The organism is Microbacterium sp. E-13 (genome assembly GCF_049912955.1).
In the GTDB taxonomy this organism is placed as follows: domain Bacteria; phylum Actinomycetota; class Actinomycetes; order Actinomycetales; family Microbacteriaceae; genus Microbacterium.
Genome location: NZ_CP183973.1, coordinates 1,803,807 through 1,829,976, shown reverse-complemented (window position 1 = coordinate 1,829,976; position 26,170 = coordinate 1,803,807). Strand labels below are relative to the sequence as shown.

The 26,170-nt window shown below is 68.0% G+C and carries 16 protein-coding genes; 11 read left to right on the top strand and 5 right to left on the bottom strand.

Annotation, left to right across the window (positions count from 1 at the left end; all coding sequences use genetic code 11):
* The first annotated feature begins 321 nt into the window (after positions 1-321).
* The 9 genes from ACN9MP_RS08280 (at position 322) to pyk (ending at position 19,902) form a co-directional block, all read left to right on the top strand.
* Entirely contained in the window at positions 322-8,067 is a 7,746-nt protein-coding gene (locus ACN9MP_RS08280; RefSeq protein WP_426325536.1) for a cutinase family protein, read from the top strand.
* A 97-nt stretch (positions 8,068-8,164) separates the two neighbouring features.
* Positions 8,165-8,395, top strand: coding sequence for a DUF6704 family protein (locus tag ACN9MP_RS08275; protein WP_426325534.1), 231 nt, complete (start codon positions 8,165-8,167; stop codon positions 8,393-8,395).
* Positions 8,396-8,397: 2 nt separating this feature from the next.
* A complete protein-coding gene (trpC, locus tag ACN9MP_RS08270) occupies positions 8,398-9,174 on the top strand; it encodes an indole-3-glycerol phosphate synthase TrpC (protein WP_426325532.1) in 777 nt (258 codons plus the stop codon).
* Positions 9,171-10,436, top strand: a complete 1,266-nt coding sequence (gene trpB, locus ACN9MP_RS08265) for a tryptophan synthase subunit beta (RefSeq protein ID WP_426325530.1) — start codon at positions 9,171-9,173, stop codon at positions 10,434-10,436. Before trpC ends, trpB begins: the two co-directional genes overlap by 4 nt.
* On the top strand, positions 10,433-11,227 hold the full coding sequence (gene trpA / locus ACN9MP_RS08260) for a tryptophan synthase subunit alpha (RefSeq protein WP_426325528.1): 795 nt from the start codon (positions 10,433-10,435) through the stop codon (positions 11,225-11,227). The genes trpB and trpA overlap by 4 nt, the downstream gene beginning before the upstream one ends.
* 64 nt (positions 11,228-11,291) lie before the next feature.
* Positions 11,292-12,263: a prolipoprotein diacylglyceryl transferase gene (lgt, locus tag ACN9MP_RS08255; protein WP_426325526.1), complete on the top strand. Its 972-nt coding sequence runs from the start codon at positions 11,292-11,294 to the stop codon at positions 12,261-12,263.
* A gap of 75 nt (positions 12,264-12,338) precedes the next feature.
* Positions 12,339-16,946: a glutamate synthase large subunit gene (gene gltB / locus ACN9MP_RS08250; protein ID WP_426325524.1), complete on the top strand. Its 4,608-nt coding sequence runs from the start codon at positions 12,339-12,341 to the stop codon at positions 16,944-16,946.
* Positions 16,939-18,396, top strand: coding sequence for a glutamate synthase subunit beta (locus ACN9MP_RS08245; protein ID WP_426325522.1), 1,458 nt, complete (start codon positions 16,939-16,941; stop codon positions 18,394-18,396). The genes gltB and ACN9MP_RS08245 overlap by 8 nt, the downstream gene beginning before the upstream one ends.
* A 57-nt stretch (positions 18,397-18,453) precedes the next feature.
* A complete protein-coding gene (gene pyk, locus ACN9MP_RS08240; RefSeq protein WP_426325520.1) occupies positions 18,454-19,902 on the top strand; it encodes a pyruvate kinase in 1,449 nt (482 codons plus the stop codon).
* A gap of 5 nt (positions 19,903-19,907) precedes the next feature.
* Here pyk and ACN9MP_RS08235 read toward each other — a convergent pair whose 3' ends face one another.
* Positions 19,908-21,533, bottom strand: coding sequence for a RecQ family ATP-dependent DNA helicase (locus tag ACN9MP_RS08235; protein WP_426325518.1), 1,626 nt, complete (start codon positions 21,531-21,533; stop codon positions 19,908-19,910).
* A gap of 147 nt (positions 21,534-21,680) precedes the next feature.
* Between ACN9MP_RS08235 and ACN9MP_RS08230 the strand changes: the two genes are divergently transcribed.
* Positions 21,681-22,070, top strand: a complete 390-nt coding sequence (locus ACN9MP_RS08230) for an SHOCT domain-containing protein (protein ID WP_426325516.1) — start codon at positions 21,681-21,683, stop codon at positions 22,068-22,070.
* Positions 22,071-22,139: 69 nt separating this feature from the next.
* On the opposite strand, the gene ACN9MP_RS08225 is transcribed toward ACN9MP_RS08230, so the two are convergent.
* The 4 genes from ACN9MP_RS08225 to ACN9MP_RS08210 are packed head-to-tail and all read right to left on the bottom strand — an operon-like array spanning position 22,140 to position 24,446.
* Positions 22,140-22,907, bottom strand: a complete 768-nt coding sequence (locus ACN9MP_RS08225) for an ABC transporter permease (protein WP_426325514.1) — start codon at positions 22,905-22,907, stop codon at positions 22,140-22,142.
* The gene (locus ACN9MP_RS08220; protein WP_426325512.1) at positions 22,904-23,719 is read right to left on the bottom strand and encodes an ABC transporter ATP-binding protein; all 816 of its coding nucleotides are present in this window, start codon (positions 23,717-23,719) and stop codon (positions 22,904-22,906) included. The genes ACN9MP_RS08225 and ACN9MP_RS08220 overlap by 4 nt, the downstream gene beginning before the upstream one ends.
* Positions 23,716-24,084 carry a DUF1048 domain-containing protein gene (locus ACN9MP_RS08215; RefSeq protein ID WP_426325510.1) on the bottom strand — a complete coding sequence of 123 codons (369 nt, stop codon included), beginning with the start codon at positions 24,082-24,084 and terminating at the stop codon, positions 23,716-23,718. The genes ACN9MP_RS08220 and ACN9MP_RS08215 overlap by 4 nt, the downstream gene beginning before the upstream one ends.
* 2 nt (positions 24,085-24,086) lie before the next feature.
* Positions 24,087-24,446 (bottom strand): PadR family transcriptional regulator, encoded by a 360-nt coding sequence (locus ACN9MP_RS08210; protein WP_426325508.1) that lies wholly within the window; start codon positions 24,444-24,446, stop codon positions 24,087-24,089.
* A gap of 153 nt (positions 24,447-24,599) precedes the next feature.
* Between ACN9MP_RS08210 and ACN9MP_RS08205 the strand changes: the two genes are divergently transcribed.
* Positions 24,600-26,147 (top strand): APC family permease, encoded by a 1,548-nt coding sequence (locus tag ACN9MP_RS08205; protein ID WP_426325506.1) that lies wholly within the window; start codon positions 24,600-24,602, stop codon positions 26,145-26,147.
* The last annotated feature ends 23 nt before the right edge of the window (positions 26,148-26,170 follow it).

The window sequence follows — 26,170 nt, the reverse complement described above, 5'->3', positions numbered from 1 at the left end:
ACTACGCGCGGCGCCGCCACCAGGCGGCACCCTGTGGCGGCCTGTCCGGCTCGGTAGCGGAAGGCTAGCGCTTGATATTCGACGCCCGCAAATCCCAGGGCACCGTTACAGTGCCCCGGGTTTTCGGGGCAGCGAACTCAGCGCAGAACGCATTAGCGTGTGACGTGCGAGCCCACCTATGCATCTCCGGGCGCGAGCGTTTGAGATGTGCGGCGGGCTTCCCTGACGGGGCTGCTCTTGCACCGATTCCTGGGGAGAATCATGGGAGAGCGACCTAGTCGGCGTCTGCCGAGGCGGGGACGGCAAGTCTCCACGCGGGGGGTGTGGAGGCTTGTCATTGCCGTCGTCGCGGTAGCCGCGGTGGTGTTCGGGATGTCGGTGCCCGCGTATGCGGCGTCAGCGTTCACGGCGGCGCCGACACCGACGATCACCGGGGCAGCGGTTGTGGGGCAAACGCTGACCGCGAATGCCGGCGCATGGGCGCCCACCCCCGACGCGGTGTCGTATCAGTGGAATCGTGCCGGTGCGGCGATAACTGGCGCGACAGCCAGCAGCTACCTCGTCACATCCGCGGACAGCGGCAAGGCGCTGACCGTCACCGTGACCGCGACGAAGAGCGACTTCGTCACGACTGCGAAGAGCAGCATCACCTGGAGCGTCGGAACCGCGTTCACCACCGCGCCCACCCCAACGATCACGGGAAGTGCCGCTGTCGGGTCGACTCTGACGGCCGCGGCGGGCACATGGGCACCCGTCGCGGACTCGACGAGGTACCAGTGGAACCGCAACGGCGTCCCGATCCTCGGCGCGAACGCCGCCACGTATGCGCTGGTCGCCGCCGACGCAGGCACGTCGATCGCTCTGACGGTCACGTCGGCGAAGGCCGGGTATGCGACGACGTCCAAGACCAGCGCCGCGAAGGCTGTGGCACTCGGAAGCTTCACAACCGCGCCGACGCCGACCATCACCGGGACCGCAGCTGTGGGTTCCACGCTGACGGCTACGGCCGGCGCGTGGAGCCCGACCCCCGGTTCGTTGACCTACCAGTGGAACCGGAACGGCGCCGCGATCGCGGGCGCGACGGCCTCCACCTATCTCCTGGCCACCGCTGATGGCGGCACCAACATCGCGGTCACAGTCACCGCGAAGAAGACCGGCTACACCACCACCAGCAAGACCAGCACCACCAAGGCCGTGCCGGCCCTGACCTTCACCACGGCGCCGACTCCGACCATCACCGGGACCGCCTCGGTCGGGTCGACCCTGACTGCGGTTCCGGGAGCATGGGCACCGGTGCCGGACTCATACGCCTATCAGTGGAAACGGGACGGCGCCGTGATCACCGGCGCCACCGCCACGACCTACGTGGTCGCAACGGCAGACCGTGGCGCGAGCATCAGCGTGACCGTCACGGCGAAGAAGACCGGCTACACGACCACTTCCAAGACGAGCGCGGCCCGAGCCATCCCGGGTGTGGCCTTCACCACGGCACCGACACCGACCATTTCCGGGACGGCGACCGTGGGGTCGACCCTGACCGCCGCGACGGGGACGTGGGCCCCGGTGCCGGACTCGTACGCGTATCAGTGGAAACGCAACGGATTCGCGATCGCCGGTGCGACCGCGAAGACCTACGTGCTCGTGGCAGCGGACGGCGGAACGTCCATCACGGTGACGGTGACGGCGAAGAAGACCGGCTACACAACCACCTCCAAGACCAGCACCGCGAAGGCCGTGCCGGCCCTCACCTTCACGACCGCACCGACCCCGACGATCACCGGGACAGGCGCTGTGGGGTCGACCCTGACAGCCGCGACGGGGACGTGGGCACCGGTGCCCGACTCGTACACGTATCAGTGGAAACGCAACGGAGTCGCGATCGCCGGTGCGACCGCGAAGACCTATGTGCTCGTGGCAGCGGACGGCGGAACGTCCATCACGGTGACGGTGACGGCGAAGAAGACCGGCTACACGTCGACTGCGAAGACCAGTGCCGCGAAGGCCATCCCGGCGCTGACCTTCACGACCGCACCGACCCCGACGATCAGTGGGACTGCCACGGTCGGGTCGACCCTGACCGCGGTGCCAGGGACATGGGCGCCAGTGCCGGACTCGTATACGTATCAGTGGAGCCGCAACGGCGTCGCGATCACCGGCGCCACCGCCACGACCTATGTCCTCACAGCAACGGACGGCGGAACGTCCATTACGGTGACGGTGACGGCGAAGAAGACCGGCTACACGTCCACTGCGAAGAGCAGTGCCGCCAAGGCCATCCCGACGCTGACGTTCACGACCGCACCGACCCCGACGATCAGTGGGACTGCCACGGTCGGGTCGACCCTGACCGCGGTGCCAGGGACATGGGCGCCAGTGCCGGACTCGTATACGTATCAGTGGAGCCGCAACGGCGTCGCGATCACCGGCGCCACCGCCACGACCTACGTTCTCGTCGCCGCGGACGGCGGCACCTCGATCACGGTGACGGTGACGGCGAAGAAGACCGGCTACACGTCCACTGCGAAGACCAGTGCCGCCAAGGCCATCCCGGCGCTGGCCTTCACCGCGGCGCCCCTGCCGACCATCACCGGGGTCGCGACGGTCGGAACCATGCTGACGGCCACGCCCGGCACGTGGAGCCCGACCCCCGAGTCGTTCACCTACCAGTGGAACCGGAACGGCACCGCCATCGCGGGCGCGACGGCCTCGACCTATCTCCTCGTCACGGCCGATGGTGGCACCAGCATCACAGTGACGGTGACAGCGAAGAAGACGGGATATACCCCCACCGCCAAGACCAGTACGACGATGACCGTCCCCGGGCTCGCGTTCACGACAGCGCCGACGCCGACGATCACCGGGACCGCAGCTGTGGGTTCGACGCTGACGGCTGCGGCCGGCGCGTGGGCGCCCACGCCGGACTCCGTGGCGTATCAGTGGAACCGCAACGGCGCCGCGATCGCGGGCGCGACCGCCTCCACCTACGTGCTGGTCGCGTCTGACGCGGGCACGAGCATCACCGTGACGGTGACAGCTAAGAAGAGCGGCTTCGCCACGACGAGCAAGACCAGCACCACGAAGTCCGTGACAGCGCCGGTGATGCACATCTCGGCGAACATCACAAGCAACACGACGTGGTCCGCGTCGAAGGCAATGGTCTACATTCTCGACGGCGGGATCACGGTTGAGCAGGGGGTGACGTTGACGATCGCGGCGGGAACGGTCGTGAAGTCGCTCAGCGGCGGCATCAACGTCTCCGGGTCGCTGGTCGTCAACGGCACCAGCGCGTCGCCGGTGGTGTTCACCTCGCTGCGGGATGACTCCATCGGTGGGGACACCGGCGGGGACGGGGCCACCACCTCACCCAAGCCCGGCGACTGGTATGGCATCTACGTCGGAGACGCCGGCGCGCTCACCACCGTCAACACCACCATCCGCTACGGGTCAACCGGAATCCAAAGCACCAACCTTTCGTCGAAGATCGACGTGACCAGCTCCACCATCGCGAACAGCTACGACCGGGGCGTTTACGCTCACGCCGGGGAGAGTTCCACGGTGAAGCTGCAGAACAACACCATCACCGGGTCCGGGGCCGAAGCGGTCAGCATCTATGGCAACAACATCGACACCAGCGTGCTGCGCGGCAACAGCGGCTCGGGGAACAAGATCAACGCGATCCAGCTCAACGGCATCCTGACCACCAACACCTCGTTCCCTCTCGGTGGGCTGCCGGTGATCACCACCGGCGGCAACTACGGCGGGATCACGGTTGAGCAGGGGGTGACGTTGACGATCGCGGCGGGAACGGTCGTGAAGTCGCTCAGCGGCGGCATCAACGTCTCCGGGTCGCTGGTCGTCAACGGCACCAGCGCGTCGCCGGTGGTGTTCACCTCGCTGCGGGATGACTCCATCGGTGGGGACACCGGCGGGGACGGGGCCACCACCTCACCCAAGCCCGGCGACTGGTATGGCATCTACGTCGGAGACGCCGGCGCGCTCACCACCGTCAACACCACCATCCGCTACGGGTCAACCGGAATCCAAAGCACCAACCTTTCGTCGAAGATCGACGTGACCAGCTCCACCATCGCGAACAGCTACGACCGGGGCGTTTACGCTCACGCCGGGGAGAGTTCCACGGTGAAGCTGCAGAACAACACCATCACCGGGTCCGGGGCCGAAGCGGTCAGCATCTATGGCAACAACATCGACACCAGCGTGCTGCGCGGCAACAGCGGCTCGGGGAACAAGATCAACGCGATCCAGCTCAACGGCATCCTGACCACCAACACCTCGTTCCCTCTCGGTGGGCTGCCGGTGATCACCACCGGCGGCAACTACGGCGGGATCACGGTTGAGCAGGGGGTGACGTTGACGATCGCGGCGGGAACGGTCGTGAAGTCGCTCAGCGGCGGCATCAACGTCTCCGGGTCGCTGGTCGTCAACGGCACCAGCGCGTCGCCGGTGGTGTTCACCTCGCTGCGGGATGACTCCATCGGTGGGGACACCGGCGGGGACGGGGCCACCACCTCACCCAAGCCCGGCGACTGGTATGGCATCTACGTCGGAGACGCCGGCGCGCTCACCACCGTCAACACCACCATCCGCTACGGGTCAACCGGAATCCAAAGCACCAACCTTTCGTCGAAGATCGACGTGACCAGCTCCACCATCGCGAACAGCTACGACCGGGGCGTTTACGCTCACGCCGGGGAGAGTTCCACGGTGAAGCTGCAGAACAACACCATCACCGGGTCCGGGGCCGAAGCGGTCAGCATCTATGGCAACAACATCGACACCAGCGTGCTGCGCGGCAACAGCGGCTCGGGGAACAAGATCAACGCGATCCAGCTCAACGGCATCCTGACCACCAACACCTCGTTCCCTCTCGGTGGGCTGCCGGTGATCACCACCGGCGGCAACTACGGCGGGATCACGGTTGAGCAGGGGGTGACGTTGACGATCGCGGCGGGAACGGTCGTGAAGTCGCTCAGCGGCGGCATCAACGTCTCCGGGTCGCTGGTCGTCAACGGCACCAGCGCGTCGCCGGTGGTGTTCACCTCGCTGCGGGATGACTCCATCGGTGGGGACACCGGCGGGGACGGGGCCACCACCTCACCCAAGCCCGGCGACTGGTATGGCATCTACGTCGGAGACGCCGGCGCGCTCACCACCGTCAACACCACCATCCGCTACGGGTCAACCGGAATCCAAAGCACCAACCTTTCGTCGAAGATCGACGTGACCAGCTCCACCATCGCGAACAGCTACGACCGGGGCGTTTACGCTCACGCCGGGGAGAGTTCCACGGTGAAGCTGCAGAACAACACCATCACCGGGTCCGGGGCCGAAGCGGTCAGCATCTATGGCAACAACATCGACACCAGCGTGCTGCGCGGCAACAGCGGCTCGGGGAACAAGATCAACGCGATCCAGCTCAACGGCATCCTGACCACCAACACCTCGTTCCCTCTCGGTGGGCTGCCGGTGATCACCACCGGCGGCAACTACGGCGGGATCACGGTTGAGCAGGGGGTGACGTTGACGATCGCGGCGGGAACGGTCGTGAAGTCGCTCAGCGGCGGCATCAACGTCTCCGGGTCGCTGGTCGTCAACGGCACCAGCGCGTCGCCGGTGGTGTTCACCTCGCTGCGGGATGACTCCATCGGTGGGGACACCGGCGGGGACGGGGCCACCACCTCACCCAAGCCCGGCGACTGGTATGGCATCTACGTCGGAGACGCCGGCGCGCTCACCACCGTCAACACCACCATCCGCTACGGGTCAACCGGAATCCAAAGCACCAACCTTTCGTCGAAGATCGACGTGACCAGCTCCACCATCGCGAACAGCTACGACCGGGGCGTTTACGCTCACGCCGGGGAGAGTTCCACGGTGAAGCTGCAGAACAACACCATCACCGGGTCCGGGGCCGAAGCGGTCAGCATCTATGGCAACAACATCGACACCAGCGTGCTGCGCGGCAACAGCGGCTCGGGGAACAAGATCAACGCGATCCAGCTCAACGGCATCCTGACCACCAACACCTCGTTCCCTCTCGGTGGGCTGCCGGTGATCACCACCGGCGGCAACTACGGCGGGATCACGGTTGAGCAGGGGGTGACGTTGACGATCGCGGCGGGAACGGTCGTGAAGTCGCTCAGCGGCGGCATCAACGTCTCCGGGTCGCTGGTCGTCAACGGCACCAGCGCGTCGCCGGTGGTGTTCACCTCGCTGCGGGATGACTCCATCGGTGGGGACACCGGCGGGGACGGGGCCACCACCTCACCCAAGCCCGGCGACTGGTATGGCATCTACGTCGGAGACGCCGGCGCGCTCACCACCGTCAACACCACCATCCGCTACGGGTCAACCGGAATCCAAAGCACCAACCTTTCGTCGAAGATCGACGTGACCAGCTCCACCATCGCGAACAGCTACGACCGGGGCGTTTACGCTCACGCCGGGGAGAGTTCCACGGTGAAGCTGCAGAACAACACCATCACCGGGTCCGGGGCCGAAGCGGTCAGCATCTATGGCAACAACATCGACACCAGCGTGCTGCGCGGCAACAGCGGCTCGGGGAACAAGATCAACGCGATCCAGCTCAACGGCATCCTGACCACCAACACCTCGTTCCCTCTCGGTGGGCTGCCGGTGATCACCACCGGCGGCAACTACGGCGGGATCACGGTTGAGCAGGGGGTGACGTTGACGATCGCGGCGGGAACGGTCGTGAAGTCGCTCAGCGGCGGCATCAACGTCTCCGGGTCGCTGGTCGTCAACGGCACCAGCGCGTCGCCGGTGGTGTTCACCTCGCTGCGGGATGACTCCATCGGTGGGGACACCGGCGGGGACGGGGCCACCACCTCACCCAAGCCCGGCGACTGGTATGGCATCTACGTCGGAGACGCCGGCGCGCTCACCACCGTCAACACCACCATCCGCTACGGGTCAACCGGAATCCAAAGCACCGGCATCAGTGCCATCCGCGCGAATCAAACCTCAGTGTCGAACGTGGCGGACACATGCATCGACGCGAGTGGCGCCGACAGTGCCAGCTATTTCCACGGTGTCTTGCGGGACTGCGCGGTGGGCGTCTACTCCTCGTCTCTCACCTACTTCGATGCATCAGGGGTCGATTGGGGCGACGGACAACCGCCTGGAGACGGCAGCAACGGCCGGCCACGAGCATTGGGAGCCGGCGTGAATGTCTTCCCGTGGGCCGGGTGGGTCGCACCGCCGCCGGCACCTCGCCCTACGACCTACGTCGCGTCACCGTGTAGAGACCTGCTTGTGATCGGCGTCCGAGGCTCTGGCGAGGAAGCCAACGTCGGGAACCGAAGCATGGGCAACATGGTTTCCGCCTTCTACGACGAATATTCGAAGGCCTTGGACTATCAGGCCCAACGCGACGTCACCGTCCGGACGATCGGACTGGATTACCCTGCACATGCCGTTCCGCTCTCCTCGCCGGATGCGCCGGGACTCCTTGAGTACAACAATGGGGCTTGGTACGGAGCCGTCCAGCTGATGGCCACGCTGAAGGATGAGCGAGAACGGTGCGCCAGTTCTGGTGAGAAGATCGCCCTGATCGGCTACTCCCAAGGGGCCTGGGTCATCCATTCGACACTCGGCTACATGCAGCGGACCGGCACCTTGCCAGTGGACGACATCGCTTCTGTCCTGTTGATCGCTGACCCACAACGGATGCAGCTGGCGCCAGAGCTGAACATGGGAACCGCGACAGGTGACACGTGGGGGATAGCCAACGCTCAGGTTGTAGGCATTCCGGCAGCGAACTTCAGCAGCTGGCTTGCAGGATCGCTGTATCCGGAGGTTCGCCAGTTCCAAGCCAGCAACCCTTCGAGCGCGGACATGCTGACGCCGGTGGACATACCGACGTCGGTCCTGTCCCGAGTCGTTACCACCTGCAATTTCTCAGACCCCGTATGCGCCATCGGCGGCCGTGGCTTCCCCACTGGATCGGTGCATGGCGAGTACCCACAGTCATGGGACTCGTTCGTGGATGAGTCGGCCAGTACGACCCTCATCTATCTCGACTGAGTAACCGGCCGACGACCTGTCTCGTGGCGAGGACCCGACCGCCTGACCGCTAGACTGGCGGCATCCCGCGCTTCCAGGCTTCACGAGGAGACAAGCAATGAGCAACAACATCGGCGACCCCGGCCACGGACACTCGCCCGCCGCCTGGACAGCCGTCGTGATCATGCTCGTCGCCGTCGCGATCGGCACCTTCTTCTTCTTCCTCGACATGCCGGTGTTCGTCTGGGCGGCGGCGGTCCTCCTCGTGATCGGGCTCATCGTGGGCTGGATCATGAAGCGCGCCGGCTACGGCGTGGGTGGCTCCAAGGTCGCGGCGAAAGAGCACTGAACATGCTCGCCGACCTGACGGCCGGCGCGGTTGAGGATGCCGAGGCCCGCGCCTCGGAGCGCCCGCTGGCTGCGGTCGAAGCAGCCGCTCTGGCGCAGCGTCCCGCGATCGACGCCCTCGCTGCACTCGCTCCCGCCGACCGTGTGAGGATCATCGCCGAGGTCAAGCGCGCCAGCCCGTCGCGCGGCGACCTGGCGTCCATCCCTGATCCTGCGCTGCAGGCCCGCCGCTACGAAGAGGGAGGCGCGTCGGCCATCTCGGTCCTCACCGAGGGGCGGCGGTTCAAAGGCAGTCTCGCCGATCTCGAGGCCGTCAAGGCCGCGGTCCGCCTGCCGGTGCTGCGCAAGGACTTCATCGCCACCGAGTACCAGGTACTCGAGGCGCGCGCGTCGGGTGCGGACCTCGTGCTCCTCATCGTCGCCGCTCTCGACCAGGACGTGCTCGCGCGCCTGTTCACCTTCGCCCAGCAGCTCGGCATGACCCCGCTGGTCGAGACGCATTCGGCCGACGAGGTCGACCGGGCCGTCGACATCGGTGCGCAGCTGATCGGCGTGAACGCCCGCGACCTCTCCACCTTCCAGCTCGACCGCGACCTCTTCGGGCGACTGGCCGGGCGGATCCCCGCCGGGGCGGTCAAGATCGCCGAATCGGCGGTGCTCGTCCCTGACGACGTCGCCCACTACCGTCGTGACGGCGCAGACGTCGTGCTCATCGGCGAGGCGCTCGTCACGAACGATCCCGTGTCCACGCTTCGCGCATTCCTGGAGGCCGGCGCATGAGTCTTCGTGAGGCTCCCGGGCCCCTCTTCGGCGAGTTCGGCGGGCGGTTCATGCCCGAGTCGCTCGTCGCCGCCATCGACGAGCTGACGGCCGAGTACGAGGCCGCGAAAGCCGATCCCGAGTTCCAGGCGGAGTTCGTGCGCCTGCTGCACTCGTACGCCGGCCGCCCGTCGCCCATCACCGAGGTGGCCCGGTTCGCCGAGCACGCCGGGGGAGCGCGCGTCTTCCTCAAGCGCGAGGACCTCAACCACACCGGCTCGCACAAGATCAACAACGTGCTCGGGCAGGCGCTCCTCACGAAGCGCCTCGGCAAGACCCGCGTGATCGCCGAGACCGGCGCCGGTCAGCACGGCGTGGCCACCGCGACCGCCGCGGCCCTCTTCGGCTTCGACTGCACGATCTACATGGGCGAGGTCGACACCGAGCGACAGGCGCTCAACGTCGCCCGCATGCGCCTGCTGGGCGCGGAGGTCATACCGGTGAAGACCGGCTCCCGCACCCTCAAGGACGCCATCAACGACGCCTACCGTGACTGGGTGGCGAGCGTCGAGACGACGAACTACATCTTCGGCACCGCCGCGGGCCCGCATCCGTTCCCCGCGATGGTGCGCGACTTCCAGAAGGTCATCTCCGAGGAGGCGCGCGTCCAGCTGCTGGAGGAGGCCGGCCGGCTGCCGGACGCGGTGCTCGCGTGCGTCGGCGGGGGGTCCAACGCGATCGGCATGTTCGACGCCTTCCTCGACGACGACGGCGTGAAGCTCTACGGAGTGGAGGCCGCCGGCGACGGCGTCGACACGGCGCGCCACGCCGCCTCCATCGAGCGCGGACGCCCCGGCGTGCTGCACGGCGCGAAGACGTTCGTGCTCCAGGACGAAGACGGCCAGACGATCGAGTCCCACTCCATCTCCGCCGGCCTCGACTACCCCGGCGTCGGGCCCGAGCATGCCTGGCTTGCATCGATCGGGCGCGCGGAGTACATCCCCGCGACCGATGACGAGGCCATGCAGGCACTCCGCCTGCTCTCCGAGACGGAGGGCATCATCCCGGCGATCGAGTCGGCGCACGCCCTGGCCGGCGCCTTGCGCATCGGCCGCGAACTGGGCCCGGACGCGATCCTCGCGGTGTGCCTGTCAGGGCGCGGCGACAAAGACATGGACACCGCCGCCCGCTACTTCCGGCTCTACGACAAGGGCACGGATGCCGCGACCGCAGCGACGGCGGCCCACGACGACGCTGCGAAGGGCGAGGGGGAGAAGCTGTGAGCTCGCGCGTCGCCGCAGCGATCGACGCTGCCCACGCCGAGGGCCGGGGCGCCTTCGTCGGCTACCTGCCGCTCGGCTTCCCCGATCTGCCCACGAGCATCGACGCCGCCGTCGCGCTGGCTGAGAACGGCGCCGACATCCTCGAGCTCGGTCCGCCCTACTCCGACCCGGTGATGGACGGCACGGTCATCCAGGAGGCGACGCAGGCCGCTCTCGCCGGGGGCTTCCGCCTGCGCGACACGTTCACCGCAGTACGCGAGATCACGCGGCGCGTGGATGTTCCCGTCCTCGTGATGACGTACTGGAACCCGGTGCTGCAGTACGGCGTCGACCGCTACGCCGACGACCTTCTCGCCGCCGGGGGAGCGGGCCTCATCACCCCCGACATCACCCCCGAGTCGGCCCCCGAGTGGATCGCCGCCAGCGAGCGCACCGGCCTCGACCGCGTGTTCCTCGCCGCGCCGACCTCGACCGACGAGCGGCTCGACCTCATCGTGCGCAACTCGACCGGCTTCGTCTACACCGTCTCGACCATGGGCATCACGGGCGAGCGGGCACAGTTGGATGCCGCGGCCCGCGGTCTGGTCGCGCGCCTGCGCGAGCACGGGGTCGAGCACGCGTGCGTCGGAATCGGCATCTCGAACGCCGAGCAGGTCGCGGGCGTGCTGGATTACGCGGACGGCGCCATCGTCGGCACCGCGCTCGTCCGCGCACTGCGCGAGCGCGGCCTCGAGGGGCTCGCCGAGACCGCGCGCAGCCTCGCCGCAGGCACTGCGCGCCGCGCGAACTAGACTTCTCAGGTCGGCGCCCGCCGCCGTCACCTCCCGCACGGATCCCCAAGGACACGGTTCTCCCATGATCAACGCCGCCGCGAGCGTCGTCGCCAGCATCCCGAGCCCGTCGATCAGCTACTTCGACATCGGGCCCCTGCGGATCCACATCTATGCGCTCTGCATCATCACGGGCATCATCGTCGCGGTGCTGTGGACGAACGCGCGCCTCACCAAGCGCGGCGCCGAACCTTGGGTGGTCATCGACATCGCCCTCCTCGCGGTGCCGATCGCGATCATCGCCGCGCGCCTGTACCACGTGGTCACGCACTGGGACTTCTACTTCGGCGAAGGCTCGCGCCCCTGGTCGTTCCTGTACATCTGGGAAGGCGGCATCGCGATCTACGGCGCGCTCATCGGCGGTGCGATCGGTGCGTGGCTCGGCTGCAAGTGGACCGGCATCCGCTTCTGGAGCTTCGCGGACGCGCTGGCACCGGGTCTGCTGCTGGCGCAGGCCATCGGCCGCTTCGGCAACTGGTTCAACCAGGAGCTGTACGGGCTGCCGACCGACGTGCCCTGGGGTCTCGAGATCGACTACCCGAACCCGGCCTGGCCCATCGGCCTGCCCGAGGGCACGCTGTTCCACCCCACCTTCCTCTACGAGGTGGTCTGGAACGTCCTCGGTGTCGTCTTCCTGGTGTTCGTCGGCCGTCGCTTCCGACTGCAGTGGGGCCGGCTCTTCGCGCTCTACCTCGTCTGGTACAGCGCCGGCCGCATCGTGTGGGAGTCGATCCGCATCGACCCGAGTGACATCTACCTGGGCCTGCGCACCAACGTCTGGGCGGCGATCCTCGGCGTCGTCATCGGCCTTGCGATCTTCTTCGTGCAGAAGCGCCGGCACCCGGGCCTGGAGCCTTCGCCCTATGTGTCCGGCCGCGAGTGGAAGCCCGGACAGGCTGTACAATCGCAGGAGTCCGACGACTTCGTCGACGTCAGCGAACCCCCGACGTCCGAGGCCGAAGGGGTCAGCGCCACAAGCACTCCTGCCAACCAATAACGCAGCTCTCCCCCCGAAGAGCGCGCCCAGGGCCGACGTCGTCCCATCTTGACTATCAACGTGAGGACGGTAGGTATGGCTTCGAGCCCCCGTTCCGTCGCCTCCGCGGAGGCGATCTTCCCCGCTGCATCCGGCCGTGCCGGCTTCCCGCAGAAACAGGGGATGTACAACCCCGCCTTCGAGAAGGACGCGTGCGGCCTGGCCATGGTCGCGACGCTCCGCGGCGAGGCCGGCCACGACATCATCGACCTCGCGCTGACGGCGCTGCGCAACCTCGAGCACCGGGGAGCGATCGGCTCGGACGCCGGCACCGGCGACGGCGCGGGCATCCTCACGCAGATGCCCGACGCGTTCCTGCGTGCCGTGGCCGGCTTCGAGCTGCCCCCGGTGGGGGAGTACGCAGCGGGCATGGTCTTCCTGCCGCGAGACGCCGACGCGCGAGCGACCCAGAAGTCGGGCATCGAGCGGATCGCGGCATCCGAGGGTCTCACCGTGCTCGGGTGGCGCGATGTGCCCACCGCCGAGGAGAACCTCGGCAAGCTGGCCTTCGCGGCCCGCCCCGTCTTCGAGCAGCTCTTCATCTCGCGCCCGGCGACCGGTGACGCCCCGGCGCTGTCGGGGATCGCCCTGGACCGCCGCGCGTACCGCCTGCGCGCGCGGGCACGCACCGAGCTCGACGCGTACTTCGTGTCGCTGTCGGCGCGCACGCTCGGCTACAAGGGCATGGTCACGACGCTCCAGCTCGAGCCGTTCTACCCCGACCTGCAGGACGAGCGCTTCGCATCGGAGCTCGCGGTGGTGCACTCGCGCTACTCGACGAACACGTTCCCCTCATGGCCGCTCGCGCAGCCGCTGCGCATGCTGGCGCACAACGGCGAGATCAACACCGTCAACGGCAACCGCAACTGGATGCGCGCGCGCCAGTCGCAGCTCGAGTCGGAGCTCCTCGGCGACATCCAGCCGCTCCTTCCGATCTGCACCGAGGGCGCCAGCGACTCCGCGTCGTTCGACGAGGTGCTCGAGCTGCTCACCCTGACCGGCCGCAGCCTGCCGCACGCCATCATGATGATGGTGCCCGAGGCGTACGAGAAGCAGGCCGACATCGACCCCAAGCTGCGCGCCTTCTACGAGTTCCACTCGATGCAGATGGAGCCGTGGGACGGCCCGGCCGCACTCATCTTCACCGACGGCACCCTGGTCGGTGCCACGCTCGACCGCAACGGCCTGCGTCCGGGGCGCTGGACCGAGACGACCGACGGGCTCATCGTCATCGGCAGCGAGACGGGCGTGCTCGACTTCGAGCCGGAGCGCATCAAGCGCCGCGGGCGCCTGCGCCCGGGGCGCATGTTCCTCGTCGACACGGCTCAGCGCCGCATCATCGAGGATGACGAGATCAAGACGCAGCTGGCCGAGCTCGCGCCGTGGCAGGAGTGGCTCGACGCGGGCCGCGTGCGCCTGGCCGACCTGCCGGAGCGCGAGCACATCGTGCACCCCATCGCCTCGATCACCCGGCGTCAGCGCACCTTCGGCTACACCGAGGAAGAGGTCAAGATCCTCCTCACCCCGATGGGCCAGACCGGCGCCGAGCCGCTCGGTGCCATGGGCTCGGACACGCCGGTGGCTGTGCTCAGCGAGCGCCCGCGCCTGCTCTTCGACTACTTCACGCAGCAGTTCGCGCAAGTGACCAACCCGCCGCTGGACTCCATCCGCGAAGAGGTCGTCACCTCCCTCGGCCTGGGACTCGGACCCGAGCGCAACCTCCTCGAGTGGAGCGGCGAGCACACGCGCGTCGTGACGCTCGACTTCCCGGTGATCGACAACGACGAGCTCGCCAAGATCCAGCACATCGACACCGCGCTCCCGGGTCGCACGTCGGTCACGATCCGCGGTCTGTACCGGGTCGAGGCCGGCCACAAGGGCATGAAGAAGCGCCTCGAGCAGATGTGCCACGAGGTCGACCAGGCCATTGAGGACGGCGCCGAGTTCATCGTGCTGTCCGACCGCGACTCCAACAAGGATCTCGCGCCCATCCCGTCGCTCCTGATGGTCGCCGCCGTGCATCACCACCTCATCCGCAAGCAGACCCGCATGAAGTGCGGTCTCGTGGTGGAGGCCGGAGATGTGCGCGAGGTCCATCACATCGCGACGCTCATCGGGTACGGGGCATCCGCCGTCAATCCGTACCTGGCGATGGAGACGGTGGAGTACCTCGTGCGCGCCGGCTTCATCACGGGCGTCTCTCCCGAGAAGGCCGTCAAGAACCTCATCTACGCGCTCGGCAAGGGCGTGCTGAAGATCATGTCGAAGATGGGGATCTCGACCGTGTCGTCATACGCGGGCGCTCAGGTGTTCGAGGCGGTGGGCCTGTCGCAGGAATTCGTCGACACCTACTTCACCGGCACGGAGTCCAAGCTCGGCGGGGTGGGCCTCGATGTCATCGCCGCCGAGAACGCGGCGCGCCACGCCTACGCCTATCCGCAGGACGCCGCGGTGCGCGCGCACGAGCGCCTGTGGACCGGCGGCGAGTACCAGTGGCGTCGCGACGGCTCGCCGCATCTCTTCAATCCCGACACGGTGTTCCGCCTCCAGCACTCGACGCGCACGCGCCGGTACGACATCTTCCGCGAGTACACGAAGCTCGTCGACGACCAGGCGAACGAGCTGAAGACGCTCCGTGGCCTGTTCGCCCTCAAGACGGAGGGCCGCACGCCGGTGCCGATCGACGAGGTCGAACCTGTCTCGTCGATCGTCAAGCGCTTCTCGACCGGCGCGATGAGCTACGGCTCCATCTCGCGCGAGGCGCACGAGACGCTCGCCATCGCCATGAACCGGATCGGCGGCAAGTCGAACACCGGCGAGGGGGGTGAGGACGTCGACCGCCTCCTCGACCCCGAGCGCCGCAGCTCGATCAAGCAGGTCGCCTCCGGCCGGTTCGGCGTCACGAGCCTCTACCTCACCGCGGCCGACGACATCCAGATCAAGCTCGCCCAGGGCGCCAAGCCGGGCGAGGGAGGACAGCTGCCGCCGACCAAGGTGTATCCGTGGGTCGCGCGCACGCGTCACGCGACCGCCGGCGTGGGCCTCATCTCGCCGCCGCCGCACCACGACATCTACTCGATCGAAGACCTCAAGCAGCTGATCTTCGACCTGAAGCGTGCCAACCCCGGCGCGCGGGTGCACGTGAAGCTGGTGAGCCAGTCAGGCATCGGCGCGGTCGCCGCGGGCACCGCCAAAGCGCTGGCCGACGTCATCCTGGTGTCGGGACACGACGGCGGCACCGGCGCGAGCCCGCTGAACTCCCTCAAGCACGCCGGCACCCCGTGGGAGCTCGGTCTCGCCGAGACCCAGCAGACGCTCATGCTCAACGGCATGCGCGACCGCGTGGTGGTGCAGGTCGACGGCCAGCTCAAGACCGGCCGCGACGTGATCATCGGCGCACTGCTCGGCGCCGAGGAGTTCGGCTTCGCGACCGCTCCGCTGGTGGTCTCCGGCTGCATCATGATGCGGGTCTGCCACCTCGACACCTGCCCCGTGGGCGTGGCGACGCAGAACCCGGTGCTGCGCCAGCGATTCAACGGCAAGCCCGAGTTCGTCGTGAACTTCATGGAGTTCATCGCCGAAGAGGTGCGCGAGTATCTCGCCGAGCTCGGCTTCCGGTCCCTCGACGAGGCGATCGGCCGCAGCGACCTGCTCGACGTCGATCGCGCGGTCTCGCACTGGAAGGCGAGCGGAATGGACCTCGCCCCCGTTCTCGAGGGCCCCGTCTTCGCAGAAGACGAGCCCCGCCGCAACACGACCGCTCAGCTGCACGAGCTCGACGAGCACTTCGACGTCGCGCTCATCGAGCGGGCGCGCGACGTCATCGAGAACGGCGGCGAGATCACGATCGATCTGCCGATCCGCAACACCGAGCGCGCGGTCGGCACGCTGCTCGGTCACCACGTCACCAAGGCGCGCGGTGAGAACGGCCTGCGGTCGGGCAGCATCGTGGTGAACCTCACCGGCTCGGCCGGGCAGTCGTTCGGCGCCTTCATGCCCGCCGGCATCACGCTGCGCCTCGAGGGCGACTCGAACGACTACGTCGGCAAGGGCCTGTCGGGCGGCCAGATCGTCGTGCGCCCGCCGCGCGGCGCGGTCTTCGACGCCTCGAAGAACGTCATCGCGGGCAACGTGATCGGCTACGGCGCCACGCAGGGCACGATGTTCCTCCGCGGCGTGGTGGGCGAGCGCTTCTTCGTCCGGAACTCCGGCGCGACCGCGGTCGTCGAAGGCGTCGGCGACCACGCCCTCGAGTACATGACCGGCGGCCTCGCGGTCATCCTCGGCGCGACCGGTCGCAACCTCGGCGCCGGCATGTCCGGCGGCACCGCGTACGTGTACCGGCTCGACAGCAAGCTCGTCAACCGCGAGGCCCTGGCCTCCGGCGAGCTCGTGCTCGGCGAGCTGGGGTCCGGCGACGCCGAGATCCTGCGCGACCTGCTGGAGCAGCACGTCGCCGAGACCGAATCGACTCTCGCCCAGGCCCTGCTCGATGACTTCGAGACGGAACTGGCGAACTTCGTCCGGGTGCTGCCGCGTGACTATGCCGCGGTGCTGCAGACCCGTCAGGAGGCAGTGGCTGAGGGGCTCGACCCCGACGGCGACGTCGTCTGGAACCGTATCCTGGAGGTGACGGGTGGCTGACCCGAAAGGCTTTCTGAAGGTCACCGAGCGCGAGCTGCCGCCGCGGCGGCCCGTGCCGGTGCGCATCATGGACTGGAAAGAGGTCTATGAGCCCGGCGACAGCGCAGTGCTCCGCCGTCAGGCGGGCCGTTGCATGGACTGCGGCGTGCCGTTCTGCCACAAGGGCTGCCCGCTGGGCAACCTCATCCCGGAGTGGAACGACCTGACGTGGCGCGGCGAGGGCCGCGCAGCGAGCGAGCGTCTGCACGCGACGAACAACTTCCCCGAGTTCACCGGGCGGCTGTGCCCCGCGCCCTGCGAGAGCGCGTGCGTTCTGGGCATCAACCAGCCCGCCGTGACGATCAAGCAGGTCGAGGTCTCGATCGCCGACGAGGCGTTCGCGAACGGCTGGATCGAGCCCGAGCCCCCGGGGCGCCTCACCGGCAAGACGGTCGCGGTGGTGGGATCGGGCCCCGCGGGCCTCGCCGCCGCCCAGCAGCTCACGCGCGCCGGTCACACCGTGGCCGTGTTCGAGCGCGACGACCGCATCGGCGGGCTGCTGCGGTACGGCATCCCCGACTTCAAGATGGAGAAGAAGCACCTCGAGGCGCGTCTTCGCCAGATGCAGGACGAGGGCACGCGTTTCCGCGCAGGCGTCGAGATCGGCAAGGACATCTCGTGGTCCGACCTCCGTGCCCGATACGACGCCGTCGTCATCGCCACCGGCGCGACGGTTCCCCGTGAGCTCGCCATCCCGGGCCGCGACCTGGCCGGCGTGCACTTCGCGATGGAGTACCTCGTCGAGTCGAACAAGGCCGTCGCCGGCGACTCGGTGGCGAACCAGATCACCGCTGAGGGCAAGCACGTCGTCGTGATCGGTGGCGGTGACACCGGCGCCGACTGCATCGGCACCGCGCACCGCCATGGCGCGCTGAGCGTCACCAACCTCGCCATCGGACAGCGCCCCCCGGGTGAGCGGCCCGAGCACCAGCCGTGGCCGATGGACGCCACCGTGTTCGAGGTGCAGTCCGCGCACGAAGAGGGTGGCGAGCGCTCGTACCTCGCCTCCACCGTCGAGTTCCTCGGAAACGGCGCCGGGGAGGTGCGCGCCCTGCGCGTGGCCGAGACGGAGTTCGTCGACGGGCGCCGCGTGCCCAAGAGCGGGACGGAGCGCGAGATCCCCGCCGACCTCGTGCTGATCGCGATGGGCTTCACCGGCCCCGAGCGCGCGCTCCTCGAGGACCAGCTCGGTGCCCGCTTCACCGAGCGGGGCAGCGTGCGCCGCGAGGACGACTACCAGACGACCGCCCCGGGCGTGTTCGTGGCCGGCGACGCCGGTCGCGGCCAGTCGCTCATCGTGTGGGCGATCGCCGAGGGACGCGCCGCCGCCGCCAGCGTCGACCGCTTCCTGATGGGCGAGACGGAGCTCCCCGCTCCGGTGCGCCCCACCGATATCGCCATCGGCCTGTAGCCCGCGTAGGCTTTGCCGAGGCACTCGCCACCTACCCGAAACCCGGAGAAACCACGGATGAGACGCGCGAAGATCGTCGCCACCCTGGGTCCCGCCACATCGACGTATGAGATGGTCCGCGCGATCATCGACGCCGGCGTGGACGTCACCCGATTCAACCTGAGCCATGGGGACTACTCGGTCCACGACAGCAACTTCGCCAATGTGCGCAAGGCTGCCGATGACGCCGGACGCGCCATCGCGATCCTCGTCGACCTGCAGGGTCCGAAGATCCGCCTCGGCAAGTTCGAGAACGGTCCCCACGAGCTCGCCGCCGGTGACATCTTCAAGATCACCACCGAGGACATCCTCGGCACCAAGGAGATCGTCGGCACCACCTTCAAAGGCCTCCCGCAAGATGTGAAGGCCGGCGACTTCCTCCTGATCGACGACGGCAAGGTGCGCGTGAAGGTCCTCGAGACCGACGGCACGGTCGTCACCACCGAGGTCATCGTGGGCGGCGCGGTGTCGAACAACAAGGGCATCAACCTGCCCGGCGTCGCGGTCAACGTGCCGGCACTGTCGGAGAAGGACGAGGCGGACCTCCGCTGGGGCCTTCGCGCCGGCGCCGACCTCGTCGCGCTGTCGTTCGTGCGCGATGCCAAGGACGTCCAGCGCGTCCACGTGATCATGGCCGAGGAGGGACGCCACGTCCCGGTCATCGCCAAGATCGAGAAGCCGCAGGCTGTCGACAACCTCGAGGAGATCATCGACGCGTTCGACGGCATCATGGTCGCCCGTGGCGACCTCGCCGTGGAACTGCCGCTGGAGGCCGTCCCGATCGTGCAGAAGCGCGCGGTCGAGCTGTGCCGCCGCATGGCGAAGCCGGTCATCGTGGCCACGCAGATGCTCGAGTCGATGACGAACTCACCGGTGCCCACCCGCGCCGAGGCCTCCGACGTCGCGAACGCCGTCCTCGACGGCGCCGACGCTGTGATGCTGTCGGGCGAGACCAGCGTCGGCGAGTACCCGGTCGTCACGGTCGAGACGATGGCCAGGATCATCGACTCCACCGAGGAGCACGGCCTGGAGCGCATCCAGCCGCTCACCACCAAGCCTCGCACCCAGGGCGGCGCGATCACGCTGGCGGCGAACGAGGTCGCCGAGTTCGTCGACGCCAAGTTCCTCTGCATCTTCACGGAGTCGGGCGACACTGCGCGCCGCATGTCGCGCCTGCGCCCCCGCATCCCCATGATCGGGTTCGCACCCGAGCCGGCCATCCGTCGCCGCATGGCGCTGACGTGGGGCGTGCAGTCGACGCTCGTCGAACACGTCGCCCACACCGACCTGATGTTCATCCAGGTCGACGACTACCTGCTGTCGAACGACCTGGCCAAGGTCGGCGACAAGGTCGTCGTGATCTCCGGTTCCCCTCCAGGAATCATCGGCTCCACCAACGACATCCGCATCCACAAGGTGGGCGACGCGGTGCACGGCAAGGCGCCGATCTACAAGACGCGCGACTGAGGCGCTCAGCCCAAGCGGCTGAGCAGCCCGTTCTCGATCACGGTGTCGAGGGCGAGCGTCTTGTAGCCGTGTTCCTCGAAGAACACGGTGAGACGGTCGCCCTCCACCGCCGAGACCGCGCCCGGTCCCCACTCCGTGTGCTCGACGGCCGATCCCGCGGGGAACGGCACGCTCGCCTCATCGACCACCGCTTGCCCGACCGTGCCGGCGCGGCACGTGTCGCAGTGTCCGCACGGCTCCGCCAGGTCCTCGCCGAAGTAGCGCAGGAGCGTCCGCCTGCGGCAGTCGCGGGTCTCGGCGTACCGGCGCATCACCTCGAGCCGCGACTGCTCGATCCGCTCGCGCCGCTCGGAGGCCTCCGCCGCGCGCGCAGCCGCCTCGGAGGCGGGAACGGATGCTGACACCACCGCACCTCGCCGGCCGACGCGGACGACACCACCTTCGACCAGGAGGTTGACGAGGTGCGTGGCCCGCCGCGGCGGCGCGTCGAGCACCTCGGCGAGCGCCTTCGCCGGGAGCGGCCCGTCGGCGCGCGACAGGGCGTCGTAGGCTGCGCCGACGGCGTCGGGGTCGACGCTTCGCGACACGAAGTACTTCCGTATGCCGAGGTCCTCCGCGCGGTAGAAGAGTGTCGCATCGGCGGCGTCGCCGTCCCGGCCGGCCCGTCCGATCTCCTGGTAGTAGGAGTCGAGCGACTCCGGGATGGACGCGTGCGTCACGAACCGCACGTCGGGCTTGTCGATCCCCATCCCGAAGGCGTTCGTCGCGACGACCACCTCGACGTCGTTCTCCAGGAACGCACGGTGGGTCTCGGCTCGCTCCGTCTTCGGCATGCCCGCGTGGTAGAGCCGGACGCGCTTGCCTCGTTCGGCGAGCCGCGCGGCGTAGTCCTCGGCTTCGCGCCGGGTTGCCGTGTAGAGAAGTCCCGAACCGGTCCTGGCCGCGACGAAGTCCAGCACCTCCGCGCGCTTCTCATCAGCGGTGACGGCACGGCGTACCGAGAGCTCGATGTTCGGCCTGTCGACGCCGCGGACGACCACGGCCGGGTTCCGAAGGCGCAGACGCGCGGCGACCTCGTCGCGGACCGGCTCCGCGCCGGTAGCGGTGAGCGCGGCGAGGGGCGGATCGCCCAGCTGCTCGCGGACGGCGCCGAGCCGGAGATAGTCGGGCCGGAAGTCGTGGCCCCAGCTGGCGACGCAGTGCGCCTCGTCGACCGCGATCAGCCCCACGCCGATACGGCGGAGGTCGTGCACCACTTCCTCCTTGGCGAGCTGCTCGGGCGTCAGGAAGACGAAGCGGACGGCTCCCGACCTCAGCTCGTCCCAGAGCGCCCGGGCGGCCTCCTGGCCGAGTGTCGAGTTGAGCACGGCACCCCGTGGTGCCGCCGGCGCCGCCGCGAGCTGGGCCACCTGGTCGTCCTGGAGTGCGATGAGCGGCGAGACGACCACCGTGAGGTCCTCCTGCATCGCACCGGCCAGCTGATAGACGGCCGATTTGCCCGCTCCCGTGGGCAGCACCACGATCGCGTCGCGGCCCTCGAGCAGCGCCGAGACGGCGTCGGCCTGCCCCTCCCGCAGCTCGTTCCAGCCGAAGATCTCGCGTGCGGTGCGGGCGATGGCGGCGTCGGGCATGGGCTCCTCCCCGTCGTGACGGAAGGGCCATCCTCGCATTGCGCGCCGGCCGACTCCGTGGACTTGACAGTTCCGGTGCGGTTACTCGTGCACGCGTCGAGGCGGGCGCTACGCTAGCGGCCACATCCTCTCGCCGAAGGGAACGGAATGTTCTTCAACGACTTCATCTGGTTCTTGCTGTGGAGCTTCTACTTCATCGCGTATCTCTACGTGGTGATCGTCATCATCACGGATCTGTTCCGCGACGACACGCTGAACGGCTGGCTCAAGGCGGTGTGGATCATCGCCCTGGTGTTCGTGCCGTTCCTCACCGCCCTGATCTACATCATCGCGCGCGGCAGGGGTATGGCGGCGCGGGCCCAGGCGACGCGCGGGGGAGTGGTCGCCGAGTCGGACGAGTACCGCCCGGCCGCCTCCGCGAGCCCGGCGGAGGACATCGCGAAGGCGAAGGCGCTGCTCGACGCCGGCACCATCACGCAGGGCGAGTTCGACGCCCTGAAGAGCAAGGCGCTCGGCAACCAGTACTTCGGCGCGTAACGCCGCAGTGCAGGAAGAGCGGATGCCTCGGCTCGAGGCATCCGCTCTTCCCGTTCCTGTGCGCTCCGGTCAGCTGATCTTCCGGCGGTAGATCGCCATCGACGCGACGTAGGCGACGACGAGGATGCCGACCAGCCAGGCCATCGCCACCCAGATGTCGGTGCCGACCGGCTCCCCGGCGAAGAGCGCCCGCATCGAGTCGACGATCGAAGTGACCGGCTGGTTCTCGGCGAACCACTGCACCGGGCCCGGCATGCTCTCGGTCGGGACGAACGCCGAGCTGATGAACGGCAGGAAGATGAGCGGGTACGAGAACGCGCTCGCGCCGTCCACCGTCTTCGCCGTCAGTCCCGGGATCACGGCGAGCCAGGTGAGCGCCAGCGTGAACAGCACCAGCATGCCGACGACTCCGAGCCAGGCTCCGACTCCGGCACCCGTGCGGAAGCCCATCAGCAGCGCGACGCCGATGACGAGCGCGAGCGACACCAGGATCGCCACGAGCGAGGTGAGAACGTGCGCCCAGAGCACGCCTGAGCGAGCGATCGGCAGCGACTGGAACCGCTCGAAGATGCCGCTCTGCATGTCGAGGAACAGCCGGTATGCCGTGTAGGCGATGCCGGATGCGATCGTGATGAGCAGGATGCCGGGCAGCATGTAGTCGATGTATGAGCCTTCGGCGCCGCCGGTGTCGATGGCGCCGCTGAAGACGTAGACGAACAGCAGCATCAGCGCGATCGGGGTGACGGCGGTCGTGATGATGGTGTCAGGGCTGCGCAGGATGTGTCGCAGCGACCGGCTGGTCAGAACGGCGGTGTCGCCGATGGTGTGCGCGCTCATCGTCCTTCCTTCCGTGTTGTGGCGGCGCCGCTCGCGGCGTCGCCGGATTCTGCCGTGTCGTCCTCGCCGGTGAGCGCGAAGAAGACGTCTTCGAGGCTCGGCTGCTTCTCGACATACTCGACCTTCGCCGGAGGCAGCAGCTGCTTGAGCTCGGCCAGCGTGCCGTCGACGATGATCCGTCCGTGGTGCAGGATGGCGATGCGGTCGGCGAGCTGCTCCGCCTCCTCGAGGTACTGCGTCGTGAGCAGCACGGTCGTGCCGCCGCGGGTCAGCTCCTTGACGACGTCCCACACCTCGAGGCGCGCCGCGGGATCCAGGCCCGTCGTCGGCTCGTCGAGGAAGATCACCGGCGGGTCTCCGATGAGGCTCATCGCGATGTCGAGCCGGCGGCGCATGCCGCCGGAGTAGGTGGACACCTTGCGGGAGCCGGCATCGGTCAACGAGAACCGGGCGAGCAGGCCGTCGGCGATCCCGCCGGGGTCCGGCAGATGGCGCAGCTGGGCGATGAGCACGAGGTTCTCGCGTCCGCTCAGCACCTCGTCCACCGCCGCGAACTGTCCCGTGAGGCTGATGGTCTCGCGCACCTTCTGCGCCTGGGCGCCGACGTCGAAGCCGGCGACGGCCGCGGTTCCCGCATCCGCCTTCAGCAGTGTCGAGAGGATGCGCACGACCGTGGTCTTGCCCGCGCCGTTGGACCCGAGCAGTGCGAAGATGCTGCCCCGCGCCACGTCGAAGTCCACACCGCGCAGCACCCGCAGGTCCTTGTAGGACTTCTCGAGCCCTTCGACGCGGATGGCGGTGTCCGCGCTCATGGCCGTTCGCCCTTCTCGGCGTCATCGATCGCCTTGTTCAGGCGAGCGCGCTCCTTGTCGATCCAGTGCTTGCCGGAGTATGCGGCGGTGAACTCTTCGGCGAAGGCCGCGGGATCGTCGCCGACGATGTCTCGCACGGGCGTGCCGTCGGTCGCGGCGCGCTCCCAGAGGTCGGCGAAGTCGCTGAACATCTGGACGAGCGTGTCGCCGTCGGTCACGCCGCCCGCGTACATGAAGTAGCGCTCGAGCGCCTTCGCGGCCGATCGATGCGGCTCGGGGAGCGCCTCGATGCGGGCTTTGTACTGCCGCCACTGCTTCTTCTGCTCGAGCGAGCCGGTGACGACTTCGTACCACTTGGCGGCCATGATCAGTCCTCTTCCTGGGGGTTGGCGTTGCTGTCTGCGTGTTCGCGGTGGAGCTGTTCGATGCGCTCTGCGAGGAAGCTCCAGGTCCTCCAGAACTCGGCCAGCTGCTCGCGGCCCTGCGTGTTGAGGGAGTACACCTTGCGGGGCGGGCCCTTCTCGGAGGGGACCTTCTCCACGTCGACGAGGCCGCGCTGCTCGACCCGGACGAGCAGGGCATACACGGTGCCCTCGGCGATGTCGGAGAACCCCTGGTCGCGCAGCCACGACGTGATCTCGTAGCCGTAGGCCGGCCGGCCCGAGAGGATCGCCAGCACGATGCCCTCCAGCGTGCCCTTGAGCATCTCCGTATCCTGCTTGCCCATCGGAAACCTCATCTCGACTACTCAGTGTTGCTGACTACCAGTACAAAGTAACACTAAGTACCAGTACCTAGCAACAGTGAATAGCGGGCGGATGCATGACCACCGGGTGTAATGTCCATCCGTCGCCAACGGAGGCGGCAGTGAGGACCACCGATGACCCAAGCCAGCTCACCGGTCGCACCCGACGACCAGAGCACTCCCGAGCGCCACGATCTGCAGGCGGGCGGCGTCAGCGCCGCCGGCTCGATCGTGATGGCCGTCGCAGGCAGCGCGCCGGCCTATTCCATCGCCGCGACCACGGCGACCCTCGTCGGCGTGGCGGGACTCGGCGCTCCCGCCGCACTGCTGTGGTGCGGCATCCCCATGCTCGGCATCGCCTGGGCGTTCCTGTACCTCGGAAGAGCCGACGTCAATGCCGGCGCGGCCTACTCGTGGGTGGCCAGAGCGCTCCATCCCGCACTGGGCTTCCTCTCGGGGTGGGCGCTGGTGGTCTCCGCGACGATCTTCATGGTGGCGGGCGCGCTTCCCGCCGGCGCGATGACGGTCTCGCTGTTCGACCCGTCGCAGGCCGAAAACGTTCCGCTCATCACCGGGGTCGGTGCGATCTGGTTCGTCGTCATGGCCGCATGCGTGTACTTCGGCGTGCATGTGACCGCCCGAGCGCAATGGATCATGTCCACCATCGAGGTCGGCATCCTCATCGTGTTCGCGGTGCTCGCCCTCTTCCGCGCCGCAACGACCAGCCATGACGGCCCAGATTTCTCGTGGGACTGGCTGGGCTTCGCGCACCTGAGCGGACCCGGCGTCTTCGTCGGCGCGGCGCTCATCGCCGCGTTCTACTACTGGGGCTGGGACGTCAGCTCGAACCTCAACGAAGAGACCAAGGACGGCCACAAGTCGGCCGGCGCGGCGGGACTCATCGGAGTCGGGATCGTCTTCGTGCTGTTCGAGATCTTCACGATCGCGACGCTCATCATGTTGTCTCAGGAGGAGATCGAGGCCAACAGCGCCAATATCCTGTCGGTCCTCGGCGACGTCATCTGGCCGGGCCTCGGCGGCAAGATCCTCATCATCGCCGTCGCCCTCTCCACGATCGCGACCCTGGAGACGACGCTCATCCAGGTCACGCGGTCACTGTTCGCGATGGGCCGCGACCACACGATTCCCCGTGCGTTCGGTCGCGTGCACCCGCGCTGGAAGACGCCCACCTTCGCGACGGTCGTCATCCTGGTGATCTCGCTGCTGCTGTTCGTCGGCTCGAACTTCCTGGGGAGCGTCGGCGACATCATGGAGAATGCGATCCTGTCCATCGGACTCCAGATCGCGTTCTACTACACCCTGGCCGGGGTCGCCGTCGTCGTGGCGTATCGCCGGGTCCTGTTCCATTCGGTGAAGAACTTCCTCCTCATCGGCCTGTGGCCCGCGGCGGGGGCGGTGTTCATGGGGTGGGCGTTCTTCGCATCGATCCCGAGCAACGACCCGATCGTGAACGGACTCGGCATCGGCCTGATCATCCTGGGCGTCGTACCGCTCGCGCTCTTCTATCGCAAGGCGAAGGTGTACTACTCGCGCCGCCCGCTCGAACTGCCGCCGGAACTCGACAAGAAGGCGCCGGCCGACGTCGACCTGCGGTCGCCGGAACAGGTCGAGACACTGCCCGATCCGAACACCACGGTGATCAAGACCGTCGACGACGAGTGATTTGGGAGAGCGGATGCCTCGGC